This is a genomic window from uncultured Thiodictyon sp. (genome assembly GCF_903828115.1).
Classification (GTDB): Bacteria; Pseudomonadota; Gammaproteobacteria; order Chromatiales; family Chromatiaceae; genus Thiodictyon.
This window is the reverse complement of sequence record NZ_CAIKKU010000188.1, coordinates 1-21857: the sequence shown is the minus strand read 5'-3', so window position 1 is coordinate 21857 and position 21857 is coordinate 1. Positions and strand designations below refer to the sequence as shown.

The 21857-nt window shown below is 67.7% G+C and carries 20 protein-coding genes and 1 other RNA gene; 2 read left to right on the top strand and 19 right to left on the bottom strand.

What is annotated here, in order from left to right; genetic code table 11:
• The first annotated feature begins 481 nt into the window (after positions 1 to 481).
• Entirely contained in the window at positions 482 to 1051 is a 570-nt protein-coding gene (locus tag QZY48_RS06835; RefSeq protein ID WP_295429377.1) for a hypothetical protein, read from the top strand.
• Between the two features lie 70 nt (positions 1052 to 1121).
• On the opposite strand, the gene QZY48_RS06830 is transcribed toward QZY48_RS06835, so the two are convergent.
• Positions 1122 to 2042, bottom strand: coding sequence for a M23 family metallopeptidase (locus QZY48_RS06830; protein WP_295429375.1), 921 nt, complete (start codon positions 2040 to 2042; stop codon positions 1122 to 1124).
• 142 nt (positions 2043 to 2184) lie between these two features.
• Between QZY48_RS06830 and QZY48_RS06825 the strand changes: the two genes are divergently transcribed.
• Positions 2185 to 2661 carry a DciA family protein gene (locus tag QZY48_RS06825; RefSeq protein WP_295429372.1) on the top strand — a complete coding sequence of 159 codons (477 nt, stop codon included), beginning with the start codon at positions 2185 to 2187 and terminating at the stop codon, positions 2659 to 2661.
• A gap of 13 nt (positions 2662 to 2674) precedes the next feature.
• Here QZY48_RS06825 and lpxC read toward each other — a convergent pair whose 3' ends face one another.
• The 18 genes from lpxC to rnpB all read right to left on the bottom strand — a co-directional run.
• Positions 2675 to 3586 (bottom strand): UDP-3-O-acyl-N-acetylglucosamine deacetylase, encoded by a 912-nt coding sequence (gene lpxC / locus QZY48_RS06820; protein WP_295429369.1) that lies wholly within the window; start codon positions 3584 to 3586, stop codon positions 2675 to 2677.
• Positions 3587 to 3918: 332 nt separating this feature from the next.
• The gene (gene ftsZ / locus QZY48_RS06815) at positions 3919 to 5088 is read right to left on the bottom strand and encodes a cell division protein FtsZ (protein WP_295429367.1); all 1170 of its coding nucleotides are present in this window, start codon (positions 5086 to 5088) and stop codon (positions 3919 to 3921) included.
• A gap of 28 nt (positions 5089 to 5116) precedes the next feature.
• The gene (ftsA, locus tag QZY48_RS06810; protein WP_100917932.1) at positions 5117 to 6352 is read right to left on the bottom strand and encodes a cell division protein FtsA; all 1236 of its coding nucleotides are present in this window, start codon (positions 6350 to 6352) and stop codon (positions 5117 to 5119) included.
• A 43-nt stretch (positions 6353 to 6395) separates the two neighbouring features.
• Entirely contained in the window at positions 6396 to 7433 is a 1038-nt protein-coding gene (locus tag QZY48_RS06805) for a cell division protein FtsQ/DivIB (protein WP_295429365.1), read from the bottom strand.
• Positions 7426 to 8364: a D-alanine--D-alanine ligase gene (locus QZY48_RS06800; protein WP_295429363.1), complete on the bottom strand. Its 939-nt coding sequence runs from the start codon at positions 8362 to 8364 to the stop codon at positions 7426 to 7428. Before QZY48_RS06800 ends, QZY48_RS06805 begins: the two co-directional genes overlap by 8 nt.
• A 126-nt stretch (positions 8365 to 8490) precedes the next feature.
• Complete coding sequence (gene murB / locus QZY48_RS06795) at positions 8491 to 9372, bottom strand: UDP-N-acetylmuramate dehydrogenase (RefSeq protein ID WP_295429360.1); 882 nt, start codon at positions 9370 to 9372, stop codon at positions 8491 to 8493.
• Entirely contained in the window at positions 9365 to 9535 is a 171-nt protein-coding gene (locus tag QZY48_RS06790; protein ID WP_295429358.1) for a hypothetical protein, read from the bottom strand. Before QZY48_RS06790 ends, murB begins: the two co-directional genes overlap by 8 nt.
• 247 nt (positions 9536 to 9782) lie before the next feature.
• Complete coding sequence (gene murC, locus QZY48_RS06785; RefSeq protein ID WP_295429356.1) at positions 9783 to 11213, bottom strand: UDP-N-acetylmuramate--L-alanine ligase; 1431 nt, start codon at positions 11211 to 11213, stop codon at positions 9783 to 9785.
• Positions 11214 to 11469: 256 nt separating this feature from the next.
• The gene (murG, locus tag QZY48_RS06780) at positions 11470 to 12552 is read right to left on the bottom strand and encodes an undecaprenyldiphospho-muramoylpentapeptide beta-N-acetylglucosaminyltransferase (protein WP_295429354.1); all 1083 of its coding nucleotides are present in this window, start codon (positions 12550 to 12552) and stop codon (positions 11470 to 11472) included.
• Entirely contained in the window at positions 12537 to 13748 is a 1212-nt protein-coding gene (gene ftsW, locus QZY48_RS06775; RefSeq protein WP_295429352.1) for a putative lipid II flippase FtsW, read from the bottom strand. The genes murG and ftsW overlap by 16 nt, the downstream gene beginning before the upstream one ends.
• A gap of 124 nt (positions 13749 to 13872) precedes the next feature.
• Positions 13873 to 15252 carry a UDP-N-acetylmuramoyl-L-alanine--D-glutamate ligase gene (gene murD, locus QZY48_RS06770; RefSeq protein WP_295429350.1) on the bottom strand — a complete coding sequence of 460 codons (1380 nt, stop codon included), beginning with the start codon at positions 15250 to 15252 and terminating at the stop codon, positions 13873 to 13875.
• Entirely contained in the window at positions 15252 to 16334 is a 1083-nt protein-coding gene (gene mraY / locus QZY48_RS06765) for a phospho-N-acetylmuramoyl-pentapeptide-transferase (protein ID WP_295429347.1), read from the bottom strand. Before mraY ends, murD begins: the two co-directional genes overlap by 1 nt.
• A 211-nt stretch (positions 16335 to 16545) precedes the next feature.
• A complete protein-coding gene (gene murF / locus QZY48_RS06760; protein ID WP_295429345.1) occupies positions 16546 to 17904 on the bottom strand; it encodes a UDP-N-acetylmuramoyl-tripeptide--D-alanyl-D-alanine ligase in 1359 nt (452 codons plus the stop codon).
• Positions 17904 to 19655: a penicillin-binding protein 2 gene (locus QZY48_RS06755; protein WP_295429343.1), complete on the bottom strand. Its 1752-nt coding sequence runs from the start codon at positions 19653 to 19655 to the stop codon at positions 17904 to 17906. The genes murF and QZY48_RS06755 overlap by 1 nt, the downstream gene beginning before the upstream one ends.
• Positions 19642 to 19932 (bottom strand): cell division protein FtsL, encoded by a 291-nt coding sequence (gene ftsL / locus QZY48_RS06750; protein ID WP_100917922.1) that lies wholly within the window; start codon positions 19930 to 19932, stop codon positions 19642 to 19644. The genes QZY48_RS06755 and ftsL overlap by 14 nt, the downstream gene beginning before the upstream one ends.
• The gene (rsmH, locus tag QZY48_RS06745; protein WP_295429340.1) at positions 19929 to 20861 is read right to left on the bottom strand and encodes a 16S rRNA (cytosine(1402)-N(4))-methyltransferase RsmH; all 933 of its coding nucleotides are present in this window, start codon (positions 20859 to 20861) and stop codon (positions 19929 to 19931) included. The genes ftsL and rsmH overlap by 4 nt, the downstream gene beginning before the upstream one ends.
• A 7-nt stretch (positions 20862 to 20868) precedes the next feature.
• Entirely contained in the window at positions 20869 to 21324 is a 456-nt protein-coding gene (gene mraZ, locus QZY48_RS06740; RefSeq protein WP_295429337.1) for a division/cell wall cluster transcriptional repressor MraZ, read from the bottom strand.
• Positions 21325 to 21603: 279 nt separating this feature from the next.
• An RNA gene (gene rnpB / locus QZY48_RS06735) (RNase P RNA component class A) lies at positions 21604 to 21857 on the bottom strand; the annotation flags it as partial.

Here is a 21857-nt window from a genome sequence, read left to right as displayed (position 1 = left end):
TGCAGCCACCGACTGCAAAGTGGATTGGCGCACGCCAAGGTACACCGAACGGTACGAGGGCTGCAAATTGGTATCGCGAAGGCCGAACGGCCGGCTCTGTCACTGGGGCTTATCAAGGCTTGAGCCGTGTGCGGTGAAAGTCGCAAGCACGGTTCTTAGGGGGCTGGGTGGCGGTAACGTCGCCTGGCTACCCGACCGGGTCACCGGGCTCACCGCGAGGCCGTTGGTCCGCACAGCGGACCCTACGGAGCGCGGGCTTACCGTAGGGTCCGCTGTGCGGACCGATCCCCGCTAGAATCTGGTCGCTATCACCGCGTGGCGTTTGTACCACGAAGACCAGCACTAGGGCGGCAACGAGCCCCAGCGGGTCGCCGAGGCGAATGCGTGGGGTCCAGGTTGGGCGGTCGATGATGACAACACCCGCGCCGTGCGCCGTGCTAGGCTTCAACCCAGGCAATCCCCCCAAGCAAGGCCCATCGCTATGTGCCCAACCGCCGCGACCCTTCGCACACCGGCGCACCAGCCCCCGCCGCCCGGCGTCGAACGCCAGCCGCCCGGCGTCGAACGCCAGCCGCCCGGCGAGCCCTGCTGCGCGGACGGCCTGCGGGTCTCGGAGGAGACCTATTGGAGGGAGTATTACCTGGAATCGGACATCCATTACGAGTGGAATAACGGTCGTCTGGAGGAGAAGCCGATGTCCGACTACGGGACCTTTCTGGTTTACGGCTGGTTCGTCGAACTCTTGCAGCACTTTCTCGACACCCGCCCGATCGCCCGGATGGTGGCCCTGGAGATGGGCTTCCGCCCATCGTCCCGGACGACGGTATCGTCCGCTCGCGGGTCCTGCCGGGCTGCAATTCCGGTTACCGACCTGCTCACACAGCTCGAGCCCAAGGCGATGGTCCGCGACCCGGTCTATGCCGACTTCGTGCTGCCCGAGTGGCGGGAGGCCGAGCAGCGGGCCGAGGAGCAGACGCGGGCGCTTCAGGAGGCCGAACGAGAACTGGCGCAACTGCGGGCGCAGCTCGCGGCTCGCGGTTTGAAACCCTGAGGCCAATGACAAAGGGGCCGGTCTGCCCCACGGCAGACCGGCCCCTTCGGTTGGTGGTTACGACCAGGGATCAGCGCAAATTGGCGAAATTGGCCGCGATCAGTGTGCTGTTGCCCTGCTCGCCGGCGAACGGCATCGGATTCAGCGCATCGCCGTTGCGTCGGACCTCGAAGTGCACATGAGGTCCGGTGGCGCTCCCGGTCGCTCCGACGGCACCGATTACCTGACCCTTGCGGATCGGCTGTCCCTCTGACACCCCGTTGACGGAGTTGTGTCCGTAGCGGGTGGCGTAGCCGTTGGCATGACTGATCTCGATCAGGTTGCCGTAACCGCTGCGCCGTCCGCTGAAGGTCACGACGCCGTCCGCCACCGCGACCACCGGGCTGCCCTGGGGTGCGGCGAAGTCGACGCCCTGATGGAACATGGCCCGGTGGCGGATCGGATGGATGCGCATCCCATAGTTGGAGGTGATGTATCCCGTGCGAATCGGCCAGCCCGCGGGCACGGACTTGGCGGTGAGGTCCTTCCCGCTGATCGCCTCTTCGAGGATCTCCAGCTTACGCTTGCGATCCTTGAGCAGGCTGACCACGCTTCCTAGCTCGCTCGCGATCTCCTTGATCGTATAATCCCGTGCCGCCGCTTCCTCGGGCCCACCCTGCGGCGGCGGGTTGCGGAAATCGAACTCCTGGCGGTCGAGTCCCCCCATATCCACCAGTCGCTCACCCAGGGCATTGAGCCGCATGAGTTCCGCCTGCACCTCGCCGAGGCTGGACGCCATGGCATCGATCTGCGGCGCCTCCGGCTGGGCGGTGGCGGGCGCGGGGCCCGCGGTTCTGGGGTGGTTGGTGGAGGGCGCGTCGCTCCGGGCGGCGGTGGTCTGCTTCCCCAGCCAGAATCCGGCCCCGCCGCCCGCGGCGGCACACAACATGACCGCCGACAGTGCGACGGCGGTTTGTCCAAGAACGGTCTTTCTACGGTCGAGGTGGTACATTGCTGACCCCTGTAGGTGGATAGGACGAAGAAGAGCGTTGTTTATACTACAGTCGCCTGGTCGAGGCGAGCGCTCATGAGCGTCCGGCAATTGATCTGGATCAAGTTTTTGTGAATCAGGCAAAAGTGGTACCTCTCTAGTCATGGCAAAAAAAAGGCCCGGTCGTACCAGCGCCGCCCATGTGCGGGACCTTCTGACCACCAGTCCCGCGGTGGCCCGGTGTCTGGCGCTGCAGCGCCGCGAGGATTGCTTGCTGGCCCAGGTCCGCGAGCTGCTTGCCCCCGCCGCCCGGCCGCATTGTATCCAGGTCAGTACCACCGATGGAACTCTGACGGTGACGGTCGACGCGGCGGCCTGGGCGACGCGGCTGCGCTATCAGGCCCCGGATCTGGCCCGGGGGCTGGAGGGGGCCGGGATTACCTCGGTCAAGGTGCGGGCGCGCCCGCGCGAGCGCGTCGCGCGGCGTCAGACGGCGCAACACCTGGCCAGACTGACCCCCGCCGTGGTCGAGCATCTGATGGCGGCGGCCGCACACATGACCGATGCCGGGCTTGCTGACGTCTTCCGACGCCTGGCGGCCCGACACCAGGAGGCGCGCCCCGGGGCGCCACTCGACTAGGCGCCGCGTGCGATCAGGCAAGCGCAAGCGGCTGGGCGTAACTGATCGGCGCGTGCGTGGCGTCCTCGAACACTGCCTCTTCCCAGGCCGTCTGGTCTGCGACCAGGGCACGCAACAGCTGGTTGTTGAGCGAATGCCCCGATTTGTGGCCCTTGAAGGCGCCGATCAGGGTATGCCCCAGGAGATAGAGGTCGCCGATCGCATCCAGGATCTTGTGCTTGACGAACTCGTCCTCATAGCGCAAGCCTTCTTCGTTCAGCACCCGGAACTCGTCCACCACCACGGCGTTGTCGAGGCTGCCGCCCAGGGCCAGGCCCTGTTGACGCAGGGCTTCGATGTCGCGCAGGAAGCCGAAGGTGCGGGCGCGGCTGACCTCCTTGACGAAGGAGGAGGTGGAGAAGTCCATGCTGGCCCGCTTGGCCCGGTCATGAAAGGCCGGGTGGTCGAAATCGATGGAGAACTCCACGCTGAAACCGTCGTAAGGCTCGAACCGGGCGTACTTGTCACCGTCGCGCACCTCGACCGGGCGCTTGATGCGGATGAAGCGTTTGGGGCGGTTTTGCTCTTCCACCCCGGCGGACTGGATCAGGAACACGAAGGGTCCGGCGCTGCCGTCCATGATCGGCACCTCCGGGGCGCTCACGTCCACATAGGCGTTGTCGATCCCAAGACCGGCGAAGGCCGACAGCAGATGTTCCACCGTGGACACCCGCACCTCGCCGTTGACGAGGGTGGTGGAGAGCCGCGTATCGCCCACGTTGTGCGGGCAGGCGCGAATCTCGACCGGTTGCTCCAGGTCCACCCGTCGGAAGATGATGCCGGTGTCGGGGGCCGCCGGGCGCAGCGTGAGGTACACCTTGTCGCCGGTATGAAGGCCGACGCCGGTGGCGCGGATCACGTTCTTTAGTGTACGTTGCTTGACCATCATTCGGGCTCCCTAGTCCCAGACCGCAGCGGTCAGCCGCGGCGCCGACCATCGACACCAAGGCACCAGCCGCGTGACGCCCGAACGATTCCGGGCTTTGGTAGAAGCTTAGGGTTTTCCCGAAACTTTATCAAGTCCTCTGCGCAAGAAATCTATATTATGTTGTTTTTACTTAGTATATATCTAAAGGGATTTCCCTAGCGCCGCGCTGTCGGTCGCGTCCTTGCGGACCAATAATCTCCATTTAAGAGTCAAGCTGGGCCATCCCTTAGGGAAACAACCACTACGCCTGGCGCCGGGACCCTCCCTGGTCCCGCGGACGGCTCCCGCGATCAATCGGCCTGACGGCGCAGGAAGGCGGGGATGTCCAGATAGTCGAGATCGTTGTCCACCGCCTCGGCGGTGTTCCCGCCGGCGGTTGCCGCCTTGCGGTAGATGGCGGGGCGACGCCCGATCTCCCCATAGTCGGGGCCGGACTCGCCGTCCGCCGGGACCAGTCGCATCAGCGGCTCCTCCGGGTTCGGACGCAGCGTCAGGGAGATCCGGCGGGCCCCCAGGCCGGTAGCCACGACCGTGACCCGCAGTTCGTCCTCCAGGTCCGGGTCGATGACGGTGCCGAGCACCACGGTAGCGTCGTCGTCGGCGAAATCCCGGACCGTGTTGCCGACCTCGTCGAACTCGCCCATGGTCAGGCTGCTGCCCGCGGTGATGTTGACCAGGATGCCCTTGGCCCCAGCCAGATCGATGTCCTCCAACAAGGGGCAGCGAATGGCGGCCTCCGCCGCTTCCCGCGCCCGGTCGAGGCCGACGGCGGCCCCGGTACCCATCATGGCGACCCCCATCTCCGACATCACGGTCTTCACGTCGGCGAAGTCGACGTTGATCAGACCCGGACGGGTAATCAGCTCGGCGATGCCGCGGGTGGCATTCAACAAAATATCGTTCGCCGATTTGAAGGCCCCGAGCAGGGTCATGTCCTTGCCGAGCACCGCCAGCAGCTTCTCGTTCGGGATCGTGATCAGCGAGTCCACATGCTTGGCCAACTCGGCAATGCCGTCATCGGCGATGCGGCGCCGCTTGCTGCCCTCGAACGGGAAGGGCTTGGTCACCACCGCGACCGTGAGGATGCCCAACTCCTTGGCCACCTCGGCGACCACCGGGGCGGCACCGGTGCCGGTACCGCCGCCCATGCCGGCGGTAATGAATACCATGTCCGCCCCGGCCAGGGCCTCGGCGATGCGCTCGCGATCCTCCAGCGCCGCCTGCTTGCCCACCTCCGGGTTGGCACCCGCACCCAGGCCCTTGGTTATCCCGGAGCCCAGTTGCAGGATGGTCTTGACCCGCGACCCTTTGAGCGCCTGCGCGTCGGTGTTGGCGCAGATGAAGTCCACCCCCTCGATGGTGGAGTCGACCATGTGATTGACCGCGTTGCCGCCGCCGCCGCCGACCCCGATCACCTTGATGACGGCGGACTGGCTATGGGTATCCATCATTTCAAACATTGCACTCTCTCCCCCGACCTGTTTATGACTAGAAATTGCCCTGGAACCAACTGCGCGTCCGTGACACGAGGCCCTTGAGTCCCCGCCCGGCAGTGAGTTCAGGACGCTTGGCAAAGCGGTTTTGGCCGGCGTAGATCAAGAGCCCGACGCCGGTGGCGTAGACCGGATCGCGCATGACCTCGTCCATGCCGATGACATACCGGGGTACGCCCAGGCGCACCGGCATGTGGAACACCTCCTCCGCCAGTTCGATTAAGCCCTGCATCTTCGCGCTGCCGCCGGTGAGCACGACGCCCCCCGCCACCAGCTCTTTAAATCCGCTGCGATCCAAGTCTTTACGCACCAGATCGAGCAGTTCCTCATAGCGGGGGCCCACCACCTCGGCGAGGGTCTGGCGCGACAGTCGGCGCAGCGGGCGATCACCGATGCTGGGGACCTCGATGTTGTCGGCGCCGCCGGCGAGCTGCGTCAGGGCGCAGGCGTGCTGAATCTTGATTTGTTCGGCGTGCTGGGTGGGGGTGCGCAGGGCCAAGGCGATGTCGTTGGTGACCTGATCGCCGGCGATCGGGATCACCGCCGTGTGGCGGATGGCCCCGTCGGCGAAGACCGCGATGTCGGTGGTGCCGCCGCCGATGTCGACCAGGCAGACGCCCAATTCCTGCTCGTCCTCACCCAAGACCGAATACGAGGCGCTCAGCGGCGCGGGCATCAGGTAGTCCACCTCCAGCCCACAGCGGCCAATGCATTTGCGGATGTTCTGGGCCGCGCTCACCGCCCCCGTGACGATGAGCACCCGCGCCTCCAGGCGTACCCCGCACATCCCGATCGGCTGGCGGATACCCTCCTGGCCGTCGATGATGAATTCCTGGGGGACGAGGTGGAGCATTTGCTGGTCCGCCGGGATCGCGACCGCCCGGGCGTTATCGAGTACCCGGTCCACGTCGGCCTGATTGACCTCGCGCTCCTTGATGGGGGTACTGCCGTTGGAAGGACGGCTGCTGATATGGTTGCCGGCGATCCCCGCGTGAACCGAATGGATGTCGCACCCGGCCATCGCTTCCGCCGCCTCGACCGCCCGCTGGATGGACGTGACCGTGGACTCGATGTCCACCACCACGCCCTTCTTCAGGCCGCGCGAGGGGCTGGTGCCGATGCCGATGATCTCGATCTGGTCATCGTCTTTCAGTTCGCCCACCAGACAGGCGATCTTCGAGGTGCCGATGTCCAGCCCCACCAATAGATTTTTGTCGTTGCGTCGTGCCATTCCGTTTCTCCCCCCGTTTGCCTGTTCGCTCTTGCCGTTTCGCCTAGGGTCGCCCCGGGACCGCCTGGGTCAGGGCGCGCGCCGGTGCGCGCACCGGTGCCGGCGGCGCGTGCCGCTGCGGCGGTGGTGGTGTCTGGGCCCGTGCCTTGGTCGGCGCGGCCACTGTGCGCGGCCGCGGGCGCGCTTGCGGTGCCGCCGCCGGTCGCTGCGCCTGGGTCGGTGCCCGCGTCTGTCTGGTCGCCGGGTTCGCCGTCGCGCCCTTTTTCCGGGCCTTGGTATGCGTCGGCGGCGCGGTCTTGGGCGGCGCCGGCTCCGGCGCCGCGGCGACCGCGCTGCCTGCCCATTTGACGGCGAAGCCGTTGCTATAGCGCAGGTCCACCACCCGGGCGCGGCCAGCCGCCTCCAGTTGGGGGACGGCCGCGATGAACCGCGTCAGGCGCCGCTCGATATCGTTGGTACCCAATTCCAGGCGGGTATTGGAGACCAGGTCCAGGTGCCAGGCCCCGCGGGCATCGACGCTCAGGGTGTCGATGAGTTGGCCCGCCAACATCAAGGCATCGCGCCACTTGAGATAGCGCTCGACCAATTCACGGGCGCGCGCCTCGTCGCCCTCGAGCAGCGGCAACCCGGCCGGGACCTGGCCGCGGGGACGAAACACGACGCCCTCGGCGGTCACCAGCCCGTCGCCCTTCCAGCGTGCCACCGGCCGATGCTCCAGCACCCGCACCTGGAGCCGGTCGGGCCACACACGGCGGATGCTGGCCGCGCCGACCCAGGGCAAGCCCTCCGCGGCCCGCTTCAGGTCATTGAGGTCGGCGGTGAGGAAGCCCCCTTGCAGCCGCTGACCCAGGGTCTCGCGCAGCAGTTCGGATGAGTGATGGTGCAATTCCCCCTGGACCTCGATGGTGCGCACCGGCAGGAGTCGGGGCTCCCAATAGCCGAAGGCCCAGACGCCTCCCGCCATGGCCCCCAGCAACGCGAGCCCGGTGAGGGCGCGCAGGCGGGTACGCCGCGGCGCCGGTGGCGGCGTCGGCAGCGAATCGAGCGGCGGCGCGGCCGGGGTGGTGGTTGGTTCAGACACGCTCGCGGCTCGTCTCAAGGATACGCAGCACCAGGGTCTCGAAGTCGAGACCCGCCGCCCGTGCGGCCATGGGCACCAGACTGTGGTCGGTCATGCCCGGGACCGTGTTGATCTCAAGCAGATAGGGCGCCCCCGCCGCATCGACCATCAGGTCGACCCGCCCCCAGCCGCTCGCCCCGACGGCGTCGAAGGCGTCCAGGGCCAGTTGCCGGAAGCGCGCCTCATCCGCCGCGGACAGACCGCAGGGACACAGGTAACGGGTGCTGTCCGCCCGGTACTTGGCGTCGTAGTCATAGAAGGCGTGGGGGGTCTCGAGCCGGATGATGGGCAGGGCCTCACGCCCCAGGATGGCGCAGGTGTACTCGGCACCAGCGATCCAGCGCTCGGCGATGACCAAGGGGTCGTACCCGCGCGCGCTCCGCCAGGCCGTCGCCAGGGCGTCCGGGTCCGTGACCCGGGCCATGCCGATGCTGGACCCCTCGTGGGCCGGCTTGACCATCAGCGGGAAGCCGATCGCCGCCGCCTGGGCCAAGTCAGACTCATCGCGCAGGAGGACCGAGTCGGCGGTCGGCAGCCCGGCCCCGGCCCAGGCGAGCTTGGTGCGGTATTTATCCATCCCCAGCGCGGACCCCAGGACCCCGGAGCCGGTATAGGGCATCGCGATGGTCTCCAGGGCGCCCTGGATCACCCCGTCCTCACCGCCGCGGCCGTGCAGGATGATGAAGGCCCGGTCGAACCCGCCCGCCCGCAACTGTTCCAGCACGGTCTCGTCCGGGTCCAGCGGGTGGGCATCGACACCCTGGCGGCACAGTGCCTGCAGCACCGCGTTGCCGCTCGTGAGTGAAACCTCCCGCTCGGCGGCGCGCCCGCCCAACAGCACCGCGACCTTGCCGAACCGCTCAAGAAAGGCTTGATTGATGAGTGATGTCATTTCGATCGCTTAGAATAAAGTACGTTAGTACGTTAGTACGTTAGTACGGGAGGACGGGAGTACGGGAGTACGGGAAGAGGGCGTGCACGGGCATCGTGGCTCCGCCCGTACTCACGTACTAACGTACTAACGTACTGCCGTGACACTGACGTACTCGGGTTTCAGCCGCACCCCGGTGTGGCGCTCGACCTCGCAGCGCACATGATCCACCAGCCCGGCGATGTCCCGGGCCGTGGCCGGGCCTGTGTTGATAATGAAATTCGCGTGCTTTTCCGAAACCTGGGCCCCGCCGATCCGGTAGCCCTTGAGTCCGACCGACTCGATCAGCCGGGCCGCGTAGTCGCCCGGCGGGTTGCGGAACACCGACCCGCAACTCGGCAGCCCTGTGGGCTGGGTGCGGGCACGTTGGTCCAGGAGGGCGCGCATCCGCGTCATGGCCGCCACCCCATCCCCCGGTTGCAATTCAAGCTCCACGTCGAGAAACCATTCGCCCGGGGCGCCGCGTACATCCCGGTAGCCGATGTGGAAGTCGGCCGGTGTGCGTTCGCGTACCAGGCCGGTCCGATCGATGGTGCGCACCCGGCTGACGTGGGTCCAGGTCTCCCCGCCCCAGGCCCCGGCGTTCATCGTCAAGGCCCCGCCCATGGTGCCGGGGATACCCGCCAGGAATTCGACGCCGATCAGGTCATGGCGGGCGGCAAAGCGGGCGACCCGGGCGCAGGTGGCGCCGGCCTGCGCGTAAACACCCGCGGGCCCGCGGCGCTCCAGGCCCGTCAGGCACCCATGGGTGAGGATCACGGTGCCGGGAAAGCCCACATCCGGGACCAGCAGGTTGCTGCCAAGCCCGAGCCAGAGAAGCGGCTCGCCCGGGTCGAGCCGACGCAGGAACTCCACCAGGTCGTGCACGTCCGCCGGTCGATAGAGCCGCCGTGCCGGGCCCCCGACCCGCCAACTGGTGTGACGGGCCAGGGGCTCATCCGTGCGCAACTCCCCGCGCAGTTCACCCATGGCGGCAGGCCCGCGGCTGGGGCAGGCCGTGGCGCACGGGCGCCGGCGTCGGCCCCGCGGGACGTGCCGACGCCGGCGCTCGCCGCGGGAACCCCTGCAGCGGCTCACCGCAGCCCATCGAGAGCCGCCGGATCAAGGGGACTACGAGCGTCGGTGCAGTCATCCGGCCTCTCCGCGTAGACAAAATAAGTACGTTGGTACGGGAAGAAAGTACGTTAGTACGTTAGTACGGAAGTACGTTAAGAGGGCCTTCACGCATATGGCGATACCCGGTGCCCCTGCTGACGTACGAAGGTACTCACGTACTTCCGTACTGCCGCACTCACGTACTAACGTACTAACGTACTCACGTACTAACGTACTATCGTACTTCCGTACTTCCGTACTAACGTACTTACGTACTTCTTTACTCACGTCCTTTCCCCCGTGAGGAGCCCCGGCAGCCGTGCCGCCAGGGCGCCGATGTCCCCTGCCCCGGACAAAAGCACCAGGTCACCATCCTGGAGCAGGTTGTCGAGCAGCCCCGGCACCTCATTGATTTCTTGCGCGAACACTGGGTCCAGGAGGCCCCGGGCGCGGATCGCGCGGCTCAGCGAGCGCCCATCGGCACCGGCGATCGGCGCCTCCCCGGCCGGATAGACGTCGCAGAGCACCAGCAGGTCGACGGTGGAGAGCACCTGGACGAAGTCCTCGAACTGCTCCTGGGTGCGGGTAAAGCGATGGGGCTGGAAGACCAGCACCAGTCGCCGGCCCGGCCAGCCGCCGCGCGCCGCCTCCAGGGTGGCGGCCAGTTCCCGGGGGTGGTGACCATAGTCGTCCACCAGGGTCAGCCGACGGCCGGTCTGATCCTGCACCGGCGTGACCACGAAGCGCCGCCCCACCCCCTGGAAGCCGGCCAGGGCGCGGCGGATCGCCTCCTCGTCCACCCCAAGCTCCAGGGCTACCGCGATGGCGGCCAAGGCGTTGAGGACGTTGTGGCGGCCGGGCAGGTTGAGTTCGATGGGCAAGGGCGCGCTCAATTCGCGGCTGTGGACCTTGAAGTACATGCGCAGGCCGTCCTGACGGATGTCCACGGCGCGCACGTCCGCCTCCGGGCGGGTGCCGTAGGTCCGCACCGGTCGCGGCACCAGCGACTCCAGGGCGCGCACCTCCGGGTCGTCGATGCACAGCACCGCCAGGCCATAGAAGGGCAGGTGGTGGAGGAACTCCATAAAGGTGTTGCGCAGGCGCTGGAAGTCGTTGCCGTAGGTCTGCATGTGGTCGGCGTCGATGTTGGTGACGATCGACACCATGGGCTGGAGATACAGGAAGGAGGCGTCGCTCTCGTCGGCCTCTGCCACCAGGTACTTGGTCGTGCCGAGCTTGGCATTGGCCCCGGCGCTGTTGAGCAGGCCGCCGATGACGAAGGTCGGATCGAGCCCGCCCTCCGCGAGCACACTCGCCACCAGGCTGGTGGTGGTGGTCTTGCCGTGGGTCCCGGCGACCGCCACCCCATAATAGAAACGCATCAGTTCAGCGAGCATCTCGGCGCGGCGCACGACGGGAATACGCCGCGCCCGAGCCTCTTGGATCTCGGGGTTTGCCTCGTCGATGGCGGTGGATACCACGACCGCATCCGCGTCGGTTACCTGGCCGGCGCGGTGCCCGATGTAGACCTGCACCCCCAGGCCGCGCAGGCGCCGGGTAGTCGCGCTCTCGCGCTGGTCAGACCCCGCGACCTCGTAGCCCAGGTTGGCCATCAGCTCGGCGATCCCGCTCATCCCGGCCCCGCCCACACCGATAAAGTGCAGGCGCCGGACCCGGCCCATGTTGGCGGCGCTGTGGCTCAGATGTGGATTCATTGGTTAGTGGTTAGTGGTTAGTGGTTAGTGAATAGTGGTTGGTAACGAGTCAGGAACAACTTAAACACGAACCCAATCGTTGTTCTTGTCGTTGTCGTTGTCGTTGTCGTAATCGAACAAGCAATGCAATTTAGGGTGCGACAGAATCCGGGGCGCCATGATAACCTCGATTACGATTACGATTACGACAACGGTACTAAAAACATTCCCTAGCTTTGATGAACCGCGCCTTGGCGGTGATCCGGGCTTCTGACCACTAACCACTGTTCACTAACTCCAGGCAGGCGTCTGCAATGCGCGTGACCGCATCCGGATTGGCACGGGCGCGGGCCGCTTGGGCCATGGTCAGCAGCCGGCCGCGGTCGGCGAGCAGGGCGGCGAGCAGGTCGGCCAGGAGGGGCGCGGTCAGGTCGCGTTGGATGATCAGGTGCGCCGCGCCGTGGTCCGCCAGGAAGCGGGCGTTGCCGCGCTGGTGGTCATCCACCGCGTGGGGATAGGGGATCAGGATGGCGCCCAGACCCGCCGCGGCCAGTTCGGAGACCGTCAATGCGCCGGCCCGGCACACCACCAGATCGGCCCAGGCATAGGCCTGCGCCATGTCCTTGATGAAGGCGCTGACCTCGGCCTGGACCCCGGCCTGCGCATAGGCGGCACGCGCCAACTCCAGGGTCTGCTCGCCGGCCTGGTGACGGACCTGCGGGCGCAACGGCGCGGGCAGTCGGGCCAGGGCCAGGGGCAGGGTCTCGTTGAGCGCCTTGGCGCCCAGGGAGCCGCCGAGCACCAACAGCCGTGCCGACCCGGTGCGGCCGGCGAAGCGCTCCCCGGGCGGCGGCAGTTGCGTAATGTCGCGACGCACCGGGTTGCCGGTCGCTACCGCGTGCCGCGCCGGGGGGAAACTGCCGGGAAAGGCCTCGCACACCCGACTGGCAATGCGCGCGAGCCATTGATTGGTCAGTCCCGGGACCGAGTTCTGTTCGTGGATCACCAGCGCCATCCCGAGTGCCCGGGCCGCCAGAGCGCCGGGGCCGGAGACGAACCCGCCCATCCCCAGCACCACCGCGGGGCGGCGGCGGCGCAGGATCGCGCGCGCCTGCCACAGGGCGCGCAGCAGACGCACCGGGCCGGCCAGGACCGCGGTGATCCCCTTGCCGCGCAGCCCCTCGATCCGCACCCATTCCAACTCGAACCCGTGCTCGGGGACCAGGCGTGACTCCAGGCCCCGGCGGGTGCCGATCCAGAAGACCTGCGCACCCCGTTCGCGCAGGGCCTGCGCCACCGCCAGCGCGGGGAAGACATGACCGCCGGTACCGCCGGCCATGACGCCTATGCACGCAGCCATGGCAGCCCCCGGGGATTTCTGGACTCCGCCTCGTCCTGGCGAATGGTGGCGTCGATACGCAGCAGGATAGCGATGGCCATGCAGACCACGATCAGACTGTTGCTGCCGTAGCTCAGGAAGGGCAGCGTCAGCCCCTTGGTGGGCAGCATCCCCGAATTGACCCCGATGTTGACGAAGGCCTGGAGGCCGAGCCACAGACCGATCCCCTGGGCGGTGTAGGCGGCGAAGCGGTTCCCGGCTGCCTGGGCGCGGGCGCCGATACCGAAGGCGCGCCAGGCGATGAAGGCGAAGGTGGCGATGATCGCCAGCATCCCCACCAGGCCCAGTTCCTCGGCGATTACCGTGGCGATAAAGTCCGTATGGGCCTCGGGGAGGAAATACTGCTTCTGGATGCCGTTGCCGAGCCCGACCCCCAGCCACTCGCCCCGTCCGAAGCCGATCAGGGCCTGGCTCAACTGGTAACCGGAGTTGAAGGGGTCCTCGAAGGGGTTGAGAAAGGACAGGATGCGGCGCATGCGATATTCGGAGGTCATGACCAGGAAGGTGAGTCCGACCAGCACGGTGCCGAACAGGACCGCGAACGGCATCACGCTCACCCCCCCCAGGAACAAGAGCCCCATCACGGTCGCCAGCATCACGGTGGTGGTACCGAAGTCCGGTTGCTTGAGGATCAGGGCGGCGGCCAGTCCGATCAGGATCATCGGCCGGATGAAGCCCGAGAGCTTGTTGGCCACGTCATCGGCGTGGCGCACCAGGTAGCCCGCGATATAGATCACCGCGAACAGCTTCATGAACTCCGAGGGCTGCAGATTGAGCGGCCCCAAGGGGATCCAGCGGGTCGCCCCATTGACGTTATGACCGATCCCGGGGACCAGGACCAGGATCAGCATCCCGACCGTACCCAGGAAGAACCAGGCGCCCATGCGCTCCCACCAACTGACCGGGACCGTGAAGGTCAGCAGACCGACGCCCAGGGCCAGGCCCATCGCGAGCGTATGGCGCGTGACGAAGAAGAAGGGGTCCTTGCAGCAGGTATCGCCGATCGTCATGGAGGCGGAAGCGACCATCACGAACCCGAATGACAAGAGCCCCAGGGCCGCCATCAGGAGCGGGAGGTCAAAGGCCGCCGGGCGCTCGCTGCGGCGGCGTCGGCTCGCGACACTCGAACGGCTTGCCTGGGGTACCACGGCGCTCATGCCGAAAACTCAGTACGTGAGTACGTTAGTACGTGAGTACGGGAGTACGGGAGTACGCAAGCGCGGCAAAGCCCGAGAAATCCCTCTTCCCGTACTAACGTACTAACGTACTTACGTACTTCTTTCATGCTGCAAACCTCCGCACCGCATCGGCAAAGACCCGGCCGCGGTGCTCGTAGTTGTCGAACATGTCAAAACTGGCGCAGGCCGGGGAGAGCAGCACCGCGTCCCCGGGACGGGCTGCGTCGGCGGCCCGGCGCACCGCCTCGTCCATATCGGTGGCCGGAATCAGGGGGACCGGGGGGACCAGGGCCCGCAGCACCCGCTCGATCGCGGGGGCATCGCGCCCGATCAGGACCACGGCGCGGGCGGCGCGGGCCACTGCCGGCCCCAGGGGGGCGAAATCCGCGCCCTTGGCGTCGCCGCCGGCGATCAGCACCACCCGGCCGTCCGACCCCGCCGACACCAGGCCGTCCAAGGCGGCGACCGTAGCCCCCGGGTTGGTGCCCTTGGAGTCGTCATACCAGCGCACCCCGGCGTGCTCGAGCACCAACTGGCTGCGGTGGTCCAGCCCGGGAAAGGTCCGCAGGGCCTCCCGGCAGGGGTCGAGGGCCAGACCACAGGCCTGCGCCAGGGCCAGGGCGGCCAGGGCGTTGGCCAGATTGTGCCGGCCGGGGATCAGGACCTCTGCCGCCCGCAGCAGGCGCTCGTCGCCCCGGCACAGCCACAGGTCACCGTCGCTCGTTGCCAGTCCGTAGTCGCCCGCGTCCGGCACGCCCAAGGTGAAGCCGAGCTCGCGCTCCGGGGCGCGGGCCATCGCCGCCACCGCCGGGTCGTCGCGGTTGATGACGGCGACCTGCGCCCGGTCGTAGACCCGCGCCTTGGCGGCGCTATAGGCGGCCAGGTCCGGGTAGCGGTCCAGGTGGTCCGGTGAGATGTTGAGCACCACCGCGGCCCGGGTCCGCAGCCCCGGGGTGGTCTCCAGTTGAAAACTCGACAGTTCCAGGACATAGAGATCGGCTTGGTCGTCGAGCAGGTCCAACACCGGTTCGCCCAGATTCCCGCCGACCCGGACCCGGCGCCCGGCGCGGCGCGCCATCAGACCGAGCAGGGTCGTGACGGTGCTCTTGCCGTTGGAGCCGGTGATGGCGCAGATCGGGGCGCGCGCCGCCCGGGCGAACAGTTCCACGTCGCCGATCACCTCGGCGCCACGGGCCAGGGCCGCTTGAATCAGCGGTGTGGCCACCGGGACCCCGGGGCTTACCACCAGCCGGTCCGCGGCGGCGAAGGCCGTGGGGTCGAAGCCCCCGACGAACACGGCCACCTCCGGCAGTTCCCGGCGGATCTGTTCCAGGCCGGGCGCATCGGCGCGGGTGTCCGTCACGGCCACCCAGGCGCCCTGCGAGCGCAGGTAGCGGACGCACGAGACGCCGGTCTTGCCCAGGCCGACCACCAGGGTCTTGCACTGGGTTTGCTCCCCCGGCCTGGCGGTGATCCCGGTCATCAGCGGATCTTCAGGCTCGCGAGCCCGATCAGGACCAGCACCACGGTCACGATCCAGAAGCGCACGATGACCCGCGGCTCCGGCCAGCCCTTGAGCTCGAAGTGATGGTGCAGGGGTGCCATGCGGAAGATGCGCTTACCGGTGAGCTTGAAGGACAGGACCTGCAACATGACCGAGATGGTCTCCATGACGAAGACCCCGCCCATGATGAAGAGCACCAGTTCCTGACGCACGGCCACCGCCACCAGGCCCAGGGCGGCGCCCAGGGCCAGGGCGCCCACGTCACCCATGAAGACCTGGGCCGGGTAGGCATTGAACCAGAGGAAGCCGAGCCCGGCCCCGACCAGGGCGCCGCAGAAGATCACCAGTTCGCCCACCTCCTTGATGTGCGGGATGCGCAGATAGTTGGCGATCTCGGCATGGCCGGCGGCGTAGACGAAGACGGCCAAGGCCCCGGCCACCAGGACCGTGGGCATGATGGCGAGCCCGTCCAGCCCGTCGGTCAGGTTCACCGCATTGCTGGCGCCCACGATGACGAGATAGGCGAACAGGATGAACCAGGGGCCGAGTTGGAAGGAAACGTTCTTCAGATAGGGCACCAGGAGCGCGGTCTCGGTCGGGGACTGGGCGGTGACATAGAGGAGCGTTGCGGCGGCGAGCCCCAAGAGCGTTTGCCACAGATACTTCCAGCGGGCGGCCAGCCCGCGCGGGTTCTTCAGCACCAGCTTCTTATAGTCGTCGACCAGGCCAACGGCGCCGAAGGCCAGGGTGGTCAGCAGCACGATCCAGACATAGCGGTTGTCCAGATCCGCCCACAGCAGGGTACTGATGCCGACCGCCACCAGGATCAGGGCCCCGCCCATGGTGGGCGTGCCGGATTTCTTCAGGTGGCTCTGCGGGCCGTCGTCGCGCACCGTCTGGCCGATCTTGTAGGCGCGCAGCCGCCGGATCATGGGCCGGCCGACCATGAGCGAGATGGCGAGCGCGGTCAGGGTCCCCAGGATCCCGCGCAGGGTGAGATAGCGGAAGACGGTGAACCCGCTCTCGAAGCGCACCAGCCATTCGGTCAGTAGAAGCAGCATAGGAAATGGTTAGTGGTTAGTGGTTAGTGGGTCGTTGTCGTTGTCGTTGTCGTGATCGTGATCGTGATCGTTGTCGTGATCGGAGAAGCGATGCAACGTGGGGTGCGAGAGAATCCGGGGCACGACGATAACCTCGATTGCGACAACGACAACGACAACGACGCTAAGAGCATTCGCTAATGGACTTGTTCAACTTATTAGTGATCTGTTCCTAATCACTGTCATCGCCACACAGGGCGTTGAGCACCAACTCCATACGCGCCGCCCGCGAACCCTTGATCAGGACCAGGGTGTCCGGCGTCATGGCGGCGCGCAGGTGTGCGGTGAGTGCGGCCTGATCGGCGAAGTGCCGCGCCCCCGGGCCGAAGGCGTCCGCGGCGGCGGCGCTGCGGGTGCCGACACAGAACAGGCGTTCAACCCCCGCGGCGCGCGCCTGACTGCCCGCCTCACGGTGTAGGTCCAGGGAGCGCGGACCCAACTCACCCAAGTCGCCCAGGACCAGCCAGGGGCGCCCGGGCAGGCCGGTCAGCACCGCCACGGCGGCGGCCACCGAGTCCGGGTTAGCGTTGTAGGTATCGTCGATGATCCGCCGTCCGCCGCCGGTGCGCGGGCACAGGCGCCCCGGGACCGGGGCCAGCGCCAGCAGACCGGCACGCACCGCGTCGATCCCGACCCCCAGGGCCAGTCCGGCGGCGGCGGCGGCGAGCGCGTTGCGTACGTTGTGGACCCCGGCGAGGCGCAATTCCAGCGGGTGCAGGGTGCCGCCCCGGTTCGCCACGAAGGCGGTGCGGAACCCGTCCGCGTCCCAGCGCGACGCAATCGAACCGCTCGCCGCCCATAGGTCGGCCGGGGCATCCAGGGCGAAGGTCAGCACCGCTCGACCGGCCGCCAGCCCCTGCCACAGGGGGGTGTAGGGTGAGTCGCCGGGCACCACGAAGACCCCGTCGGGCGGCAGCCCTTGGGCGATCTCCCCCTTGGCACGGGCCACGGCGTCCAGGCTGCCGAAGCCCTCCAGGTGGGCGCGCCCGGCATTGGTGATGAGCGCCGCGTCCGGCTGGCCGATGGCCGTCATGTAGGCGATCTCACCCGGATGGTTGGCCCCCATCTCCAGCACCAGGAAGGCCTCGTCCCGGGCGCGCAGGAGTGTCAGGGGCATGCCGATGTCGTTGTTCAGGTTGCCCTGGGTGGCGCGGGTCGGCCCGACCTGGGAGAGGATGGCGGCGAGCAGCTCCTTGACCGTCGTCTTGCCGTTGCTGCCGGTGACCGCGGCCACCCGGCCCGGGAAGCGCGCGCGCCAGGCCGCGGCCAGTGAACCCAAGGCCAGCCGGGTATCCGCGACCACCCATTGGGGCAGGTCGAGCGGCAGCGCGTGGTCCACCAGGGCCGCCGCCGCGCCCTTGGCCCGGGCGCCCGCCACATAGTCGTGACCGTCGAAGCGCTCACCGCGCAGGGCCACGAAGAGCGCCCCGGTGCAGTCCGCGCGGCTGTCGGTCACGACGGCGTCGAAGGACGCGTCCGCGCCCTGGAGGCGCCCCCCGACGCGCTCGGCGACCGGCCTTAGGCTCCACATCACGGGACCGCCCGCGCGCCGGCCAGCAGCATGGACGGCGTGGGCTCATCCGGGGGTACGTTGAAGAGGCGCAGCGCCCCCTCCATGACCTTCGCGAAGATCGGTGCGGCGACCACGCCGCCGTAGTAGGCGCCCCCGCGCGGCTCGTCGATCATGACGACCATTACCAGGCGCGGATTGCCGGCCGGCACCATCCCGGCGAAGAGTGCCTGGTAGCGGCCGGCCGCGTAGCCGTGGCGGCCGCTCGCCTTCTTGGCCGTACCGGTCTTACCCCCGACCCGATAGCCCGGGATGGACGCACGCTTGGCGGTCCCCTTGTCGGAGACCACGGTCTCCATCATCATCCGTACGGCGCGGGCGGTCTTGGTGCTCATGACGCGCGTCCCCTCCGGGATCTGGTCGCGCTTGATCAGGGTGACCGGCCGCTTGACCCCGTCTGCGGCCACGATCGCGTAGGCCTGGGCCAACTGGAGCGCGGTCACCGAGAAGCTGTAGCCGAAGGCCATGGTGGCATGGTCGAAGGGCCGCCAGCGGGTGTAATTACGCAGGACGCCGCGCGACTCGGCCGGGAACTCCACCCCGGTCGGGCGTCCGAAGCCGAGCGCGTCGTACTGCTTCCATAGGCTGGCGTAGTCCATCATCTGGGCGAGCTTGACCACGCCCACGTTGCTGGACTTGGTAATGATGCCGGTCACGTCCAGGCCGCCGTAGTTGTGCACGTCCTGAACGGTATTGCTCCCCACATGCAGGGGGCCGGCCGTATTGATGCGCGTCGTGGGCGTCACCAGGCCGCGCTCCAGCACCGCCGCCACGACCAGCGGCTTGACCGTGGAGCCGGGCTCCATCACATCGGTGAGGGCGCGATTGCGGCGCCGGTCGGCCTCCCGCCCGCTGAGATCGTTGGGGTTGTAGCCGGGCTGATTGACCATGGCGAGCACCTCGCCGGTGCGCACGTCCACCACCACCGCAGTACCGCCCACCGCCTTGTTCTCCGTCACCGCGGCCTTGAGCTCCCGGTAGGCCAGGAACTGCAGCCGCCGGTCCAGGCTCAGCACCAGGTCCTTGCCGGGCCGGGGCGGGCGCACCTGCTCGACCTCCTGCACGATGCGCCGCCGCCCGTCCTGCAGGATCCGGCGCTGGCCGGGCTCGGCGCGCAGCAGCTTGTCATAGGCGGCCTCCATGCCCTCCTGGCCGTGGTCCTCAATGTCCGTGAAGCCCAGGACATGGCCGAAAACCTCCACGCCGGGGTAGAAACGCCGGTACTCGCTCTCGAAGTCCACCGCGTCGAGACCGCGGGCCGCGATCAGGGCGCGCACGGCGGCGGCCTCGTCGATACTGACCCGGCGCTTCAGATACATGAAGCCCCGTTCGGCATTGGCCCGGACGCGTTCGCGCAACTCCGCGGGCTTGAGCCCGAGACTGCGGGCCAACTCCGGCAGGACCTCGGGACGGGCCACGAGTTTGCGCGGATCGGCCCAGACGGTCTCGACCGGGGTACTCACCGCCAAGGCCTCCCCATTACGGTCAAGGATCATGCCGCGGCGCGCCGCGATCTCGCCCAGGCGCAGGTAGCGGCGCTCACCCTCCCCGCGCAGGAACTCCGTCTCCACTACCTGACGGTAGAAGACGGCCGAGGCGACCATCACCATGGCGGCCGCCAGGCCCCACAGCAGAACGGCCCGCCGGGCCCGCGGATTGGGCATGGCGCGCACGGGATCGGCCCGCCTGATCCGACGTTTAGGGGAACTCATGGTCAGCCTCTTCGATCAGCATCACGTCACCGACACGGGGGAGATACATACCCAGCTCGTCGCGCGCCTTGCGCTCGACCCGCACATCGGTGGACAGCGCGGCCTCCTCCAGACGCAGGTGGTTCCATTGCAGGTCCAGTCCGTCACGTTGGCCGCGGATTTCCTGCAACTGGTTGAAACTCATCCGCGTGAGATACTTGGCGTGGACGACCAGGACGCCGGAGGCGGTGATCGCCAGCAGCAGCACCAGCACCGTCGCGACCCGTCCGCGATTCATGGCAGGCGCTCCGCCACCCGCAGGACGGCGCTGCGCGAGCGCGGGTTGGCCGCCACCTCTGCCGCCCCCGCCTGCCGCGCCTTGCCCACCAGCCGCAGCCGTCCGCACGACTGCGCCGCGGTCACCGGCAGCCCCTTGGGGAACCGGGGGCCATGCGCCTCATCGCGCATGAAGCGCTTGACGATGCGGTCCTCCAGCGAATGGAAGCTGATCACCACGAGTCGTCCGGCGCCGTCGAGCAGGTCGCACACCGCGGCCAGCGCGCGCCTGAGTTCACCCAACTCGTCGTTGACCTGGATGCGCAGGGCCTGGAAGGTGCGGGTGGCCGGGTGTTTGCCCGGCTCTCGGGTCGGCACCACCCGCGCCACCAGGTCCGCCAGCGCGCGGGTGGTGCGCAGGGGCGAGTCGGCGCGTGCCGCCACGACGGCACGGGCGATGCGCCCGCCGAACCGCTCCTCCCCGAATTCGTAGAGCACGGCCGCAATGGCCTGCGCGTCGGCGCGCGCCAGCCAGGCGGCGGCGGACTCGCCGGTGCCCGGGTCCATGCGCATGTCGAGCGGTCCATCGGCCATGAAGCTGAAGCCGCGCCCCGGGGTATCGAGTTGCGGCGAGGAGACCCCCAGGTCGAGCAGGATGCCCTGCACCCGGCCGGTGACCCCAGCGTCGCGCAGGGCCGCGCTCAGGGCACCGAACGGCGACGCCACGACGGTGAGGCGCGGGTCGAGCACCGCCAGGGCGCGGGCGGCGGCGACGGCGTCCGGGTCCCGGTCGATGGCGATCAGGCGGCCGGCGGACCCCAGGCGCGCCAGGATGGCGCGCGCATGGCCGCCCCGGCCGAAGGTGCCGTCCACATAGATCCCATTGGGGTTGACCGCCAGCGCCTGCACACTTTCCTCCAGTAGGACTGACCGATGGGGAGCGACACTCACGGTGCGCTCAGAACTTCAAATTGCCGAGTGAGGACGACATGGCCAACTGACCGATGTTATGGTCTTCCAGGTCTGCCAAGGTCTTGTCCTTCCAGCGCTGCTCGTCCCAGATCTCGAACTTGGCGCCCTGTCCGACCAGGACGATCCGCTTATCCAGAAAGGCGAACTCGCGCAGATGCTGGGGCAGCAGGATGCGCCCCTGGGCGTCCATCTCCAGCTCTTCCGCGTTGCCCAGGTAGAGGCGCTGGACTGAACGGGCGGCGTCGTCAAGGGCGGGGAGAGCGGCGAGGTCGCGCTCGATCAGTTCCCAGGTCTGGACCGGAAAAAGCAGCAGGCAACGCGCCCGATCCACCGTCAGGATCAGGTTGGTGTCGCCCACGGCCAACAGACGCTCGCGCTGCTTGGTCGGGATCGCGAAACGCCCCTTGGCATCCAGATTCAGGTACGCAGACCCGCGAAACACTTAATCCCCCCACGGCACCCTATTTTGCCATTTTTTTCCACTTTCCCCCACTCCACGTTCATATTAGTCAGGCTATCCGCCATCGTCAAGCACCCTTTAGCGGGATTTTTCTTGACGCTCAGCGACTTAAAGGGGAACCAGAGAATTATCCTAGGATTATAGGAAAAACTTTTATCTATCAATAGGCTACACGCAGGTATTCGGGCGAAACCTGGGATAAGGGTGCGCGGCGGGTGCGCCGAACGCAAGAATCGCGCCGGCGCCCGGGGATGGGAGTGGGTGGGGAGTCGGCCTGTAAGCCGGGTTCTGTCGCGGACAGTCATTCATCTGGGACGCATGTCACCATGCGCCTCGAGCGACCTACCCGGGGGCACGCGCGGGCCGCGCACGGCAGCCAAGGACTGCCCGCCCCCCTATTTGGTCTTGCTCCGGGTGGGGTTTACCCTGCCGCCGATGTTGCCACCGGCGCGGTGCGCTCTTACCGCACCATTTCACCCTTACCTTTCCTGTTCCGGCCGTAACCGGAAAAAGAC

Excerpts from the sequence above, each read along its gene's own strand:
- murF (WP_295429345.1), bottom strand. The coding sequence starts at position 17,904 with ATGTGGAGCCTAAGGCCGGTCGCCGAGCGCGTCGGGGGGCGCCTCCAG.
- lpxC (WP_295429369.1), bottom strand. The coding sequence starts at position 3,586 with ATGGTCAAGCAACGTACACTAAAGAACGTGATCCGCGCCACCGGCGTC.
- ftsW (WP_295429352.1), bottom strand. The coding sequence starts at position 13,748 with ATGAGCGCCGTGGTACCCCAGGCAAGCCGTTCGAGTGTCGCGAGCCGA.
- QZY48_RS06790 (WP_295429358.1), bottom strand. The coding sequence starts at position 9,535 with ATGACTGCACCGACGCTCGTAGTCCCCTTGATCCGGCGGCTCTCGATG.
- murB (WP_295429360.1), bottom strand. The coding sequence starts at position 9,372 with ATGGGTGAACTGCGCGGGGAGTTGCGCACGGATGAGCCCCTGGCCCGT.
- QZY48_RS06835 (WP_295429377.1), top strand. The coding sequence starts at position 482 with ATGTGCCCAACCGCCGCGACCCTTCGCACACCGGCGCACCAGCCCCCG.
- ftsL (WP_100917922.1), bottom strand. The coding sequence starts at position 19,932 with ATGAATCGCGGACGGGTCGCGACGGTGCTGGTGCTGCTGCTGGCGATC.
- QZY48_RS06800 (WP_295429363.1), bottom strand. The coding sequence starts at position 8,364 with ATGACATCACTCATCAATCAAGCCTTTCTTGAGCGGTTCGGCAAGGTC.
- murG (WP_295429354.1), bottom strand. The coding sequence starts at position 12,552 with ATGGCTGCGTGCATAGGCGTCATGGCCGGCGGTACCGGCGGTCATGTC.
- ftsZ (WP_295429367.1), bottom strand. The coding sequence starts at position 5,088 with ATGTTTGAAATGATGGATACCCATAGCCAGTCCGCCGTCATCAAGGTG.
- QZY48_RS06825 (WP_295429372.1), top strand. The coding sequence starts at position 2,185 with ATGGCAAAAAAAAGGCCCGGTCGTACCAGCGCCGCCCATGTGCGGGAC.
- QZY48_RS06830 (WP_295429375.1), bottom strand. The coding sequence starts at position 2,042 with ATGTACCACCTCGACCGTAGAAAGACCGTTCTTGGACAAACCGCCGTC.
- mraY (WP_295429347.1), bottom strand. The coding sequence starts at position 16,334 with ATGCTGCTTCTACTGACCGAATGGCTGGTGCGCTTCGAGAGCGGGTTC.
- ftsA (WP_100917932.1), bottom strand. The coding sequence starts at position 6,352 with ATGGCACGACGCAACGACAAAAATCTATTGGTGGGGCTGGACATCGGC.
- QZY48_RS06755 (WP_295429343.1), bottom strand. The coding sequence starts at position 19,655 with ATGAGTTCCCCTAAACGTCGGATCAGGCGGGCCGATCCCGTGCGCGCC.
- murC (WP_295429356.1), bottom strand. The coding sequence starts at position 11,213 with ATGAATCCACATCTGAGCCACAGCGCCGCCAACATGGGCCGGGTCCGG.
- murD (WP_295429350.1), bottom strand. The coding sequence starts at position 15,252 with ATGACCGGGATCACCGCCAGGCCGGGGGAGCAAACCCAGTGCAAGACC.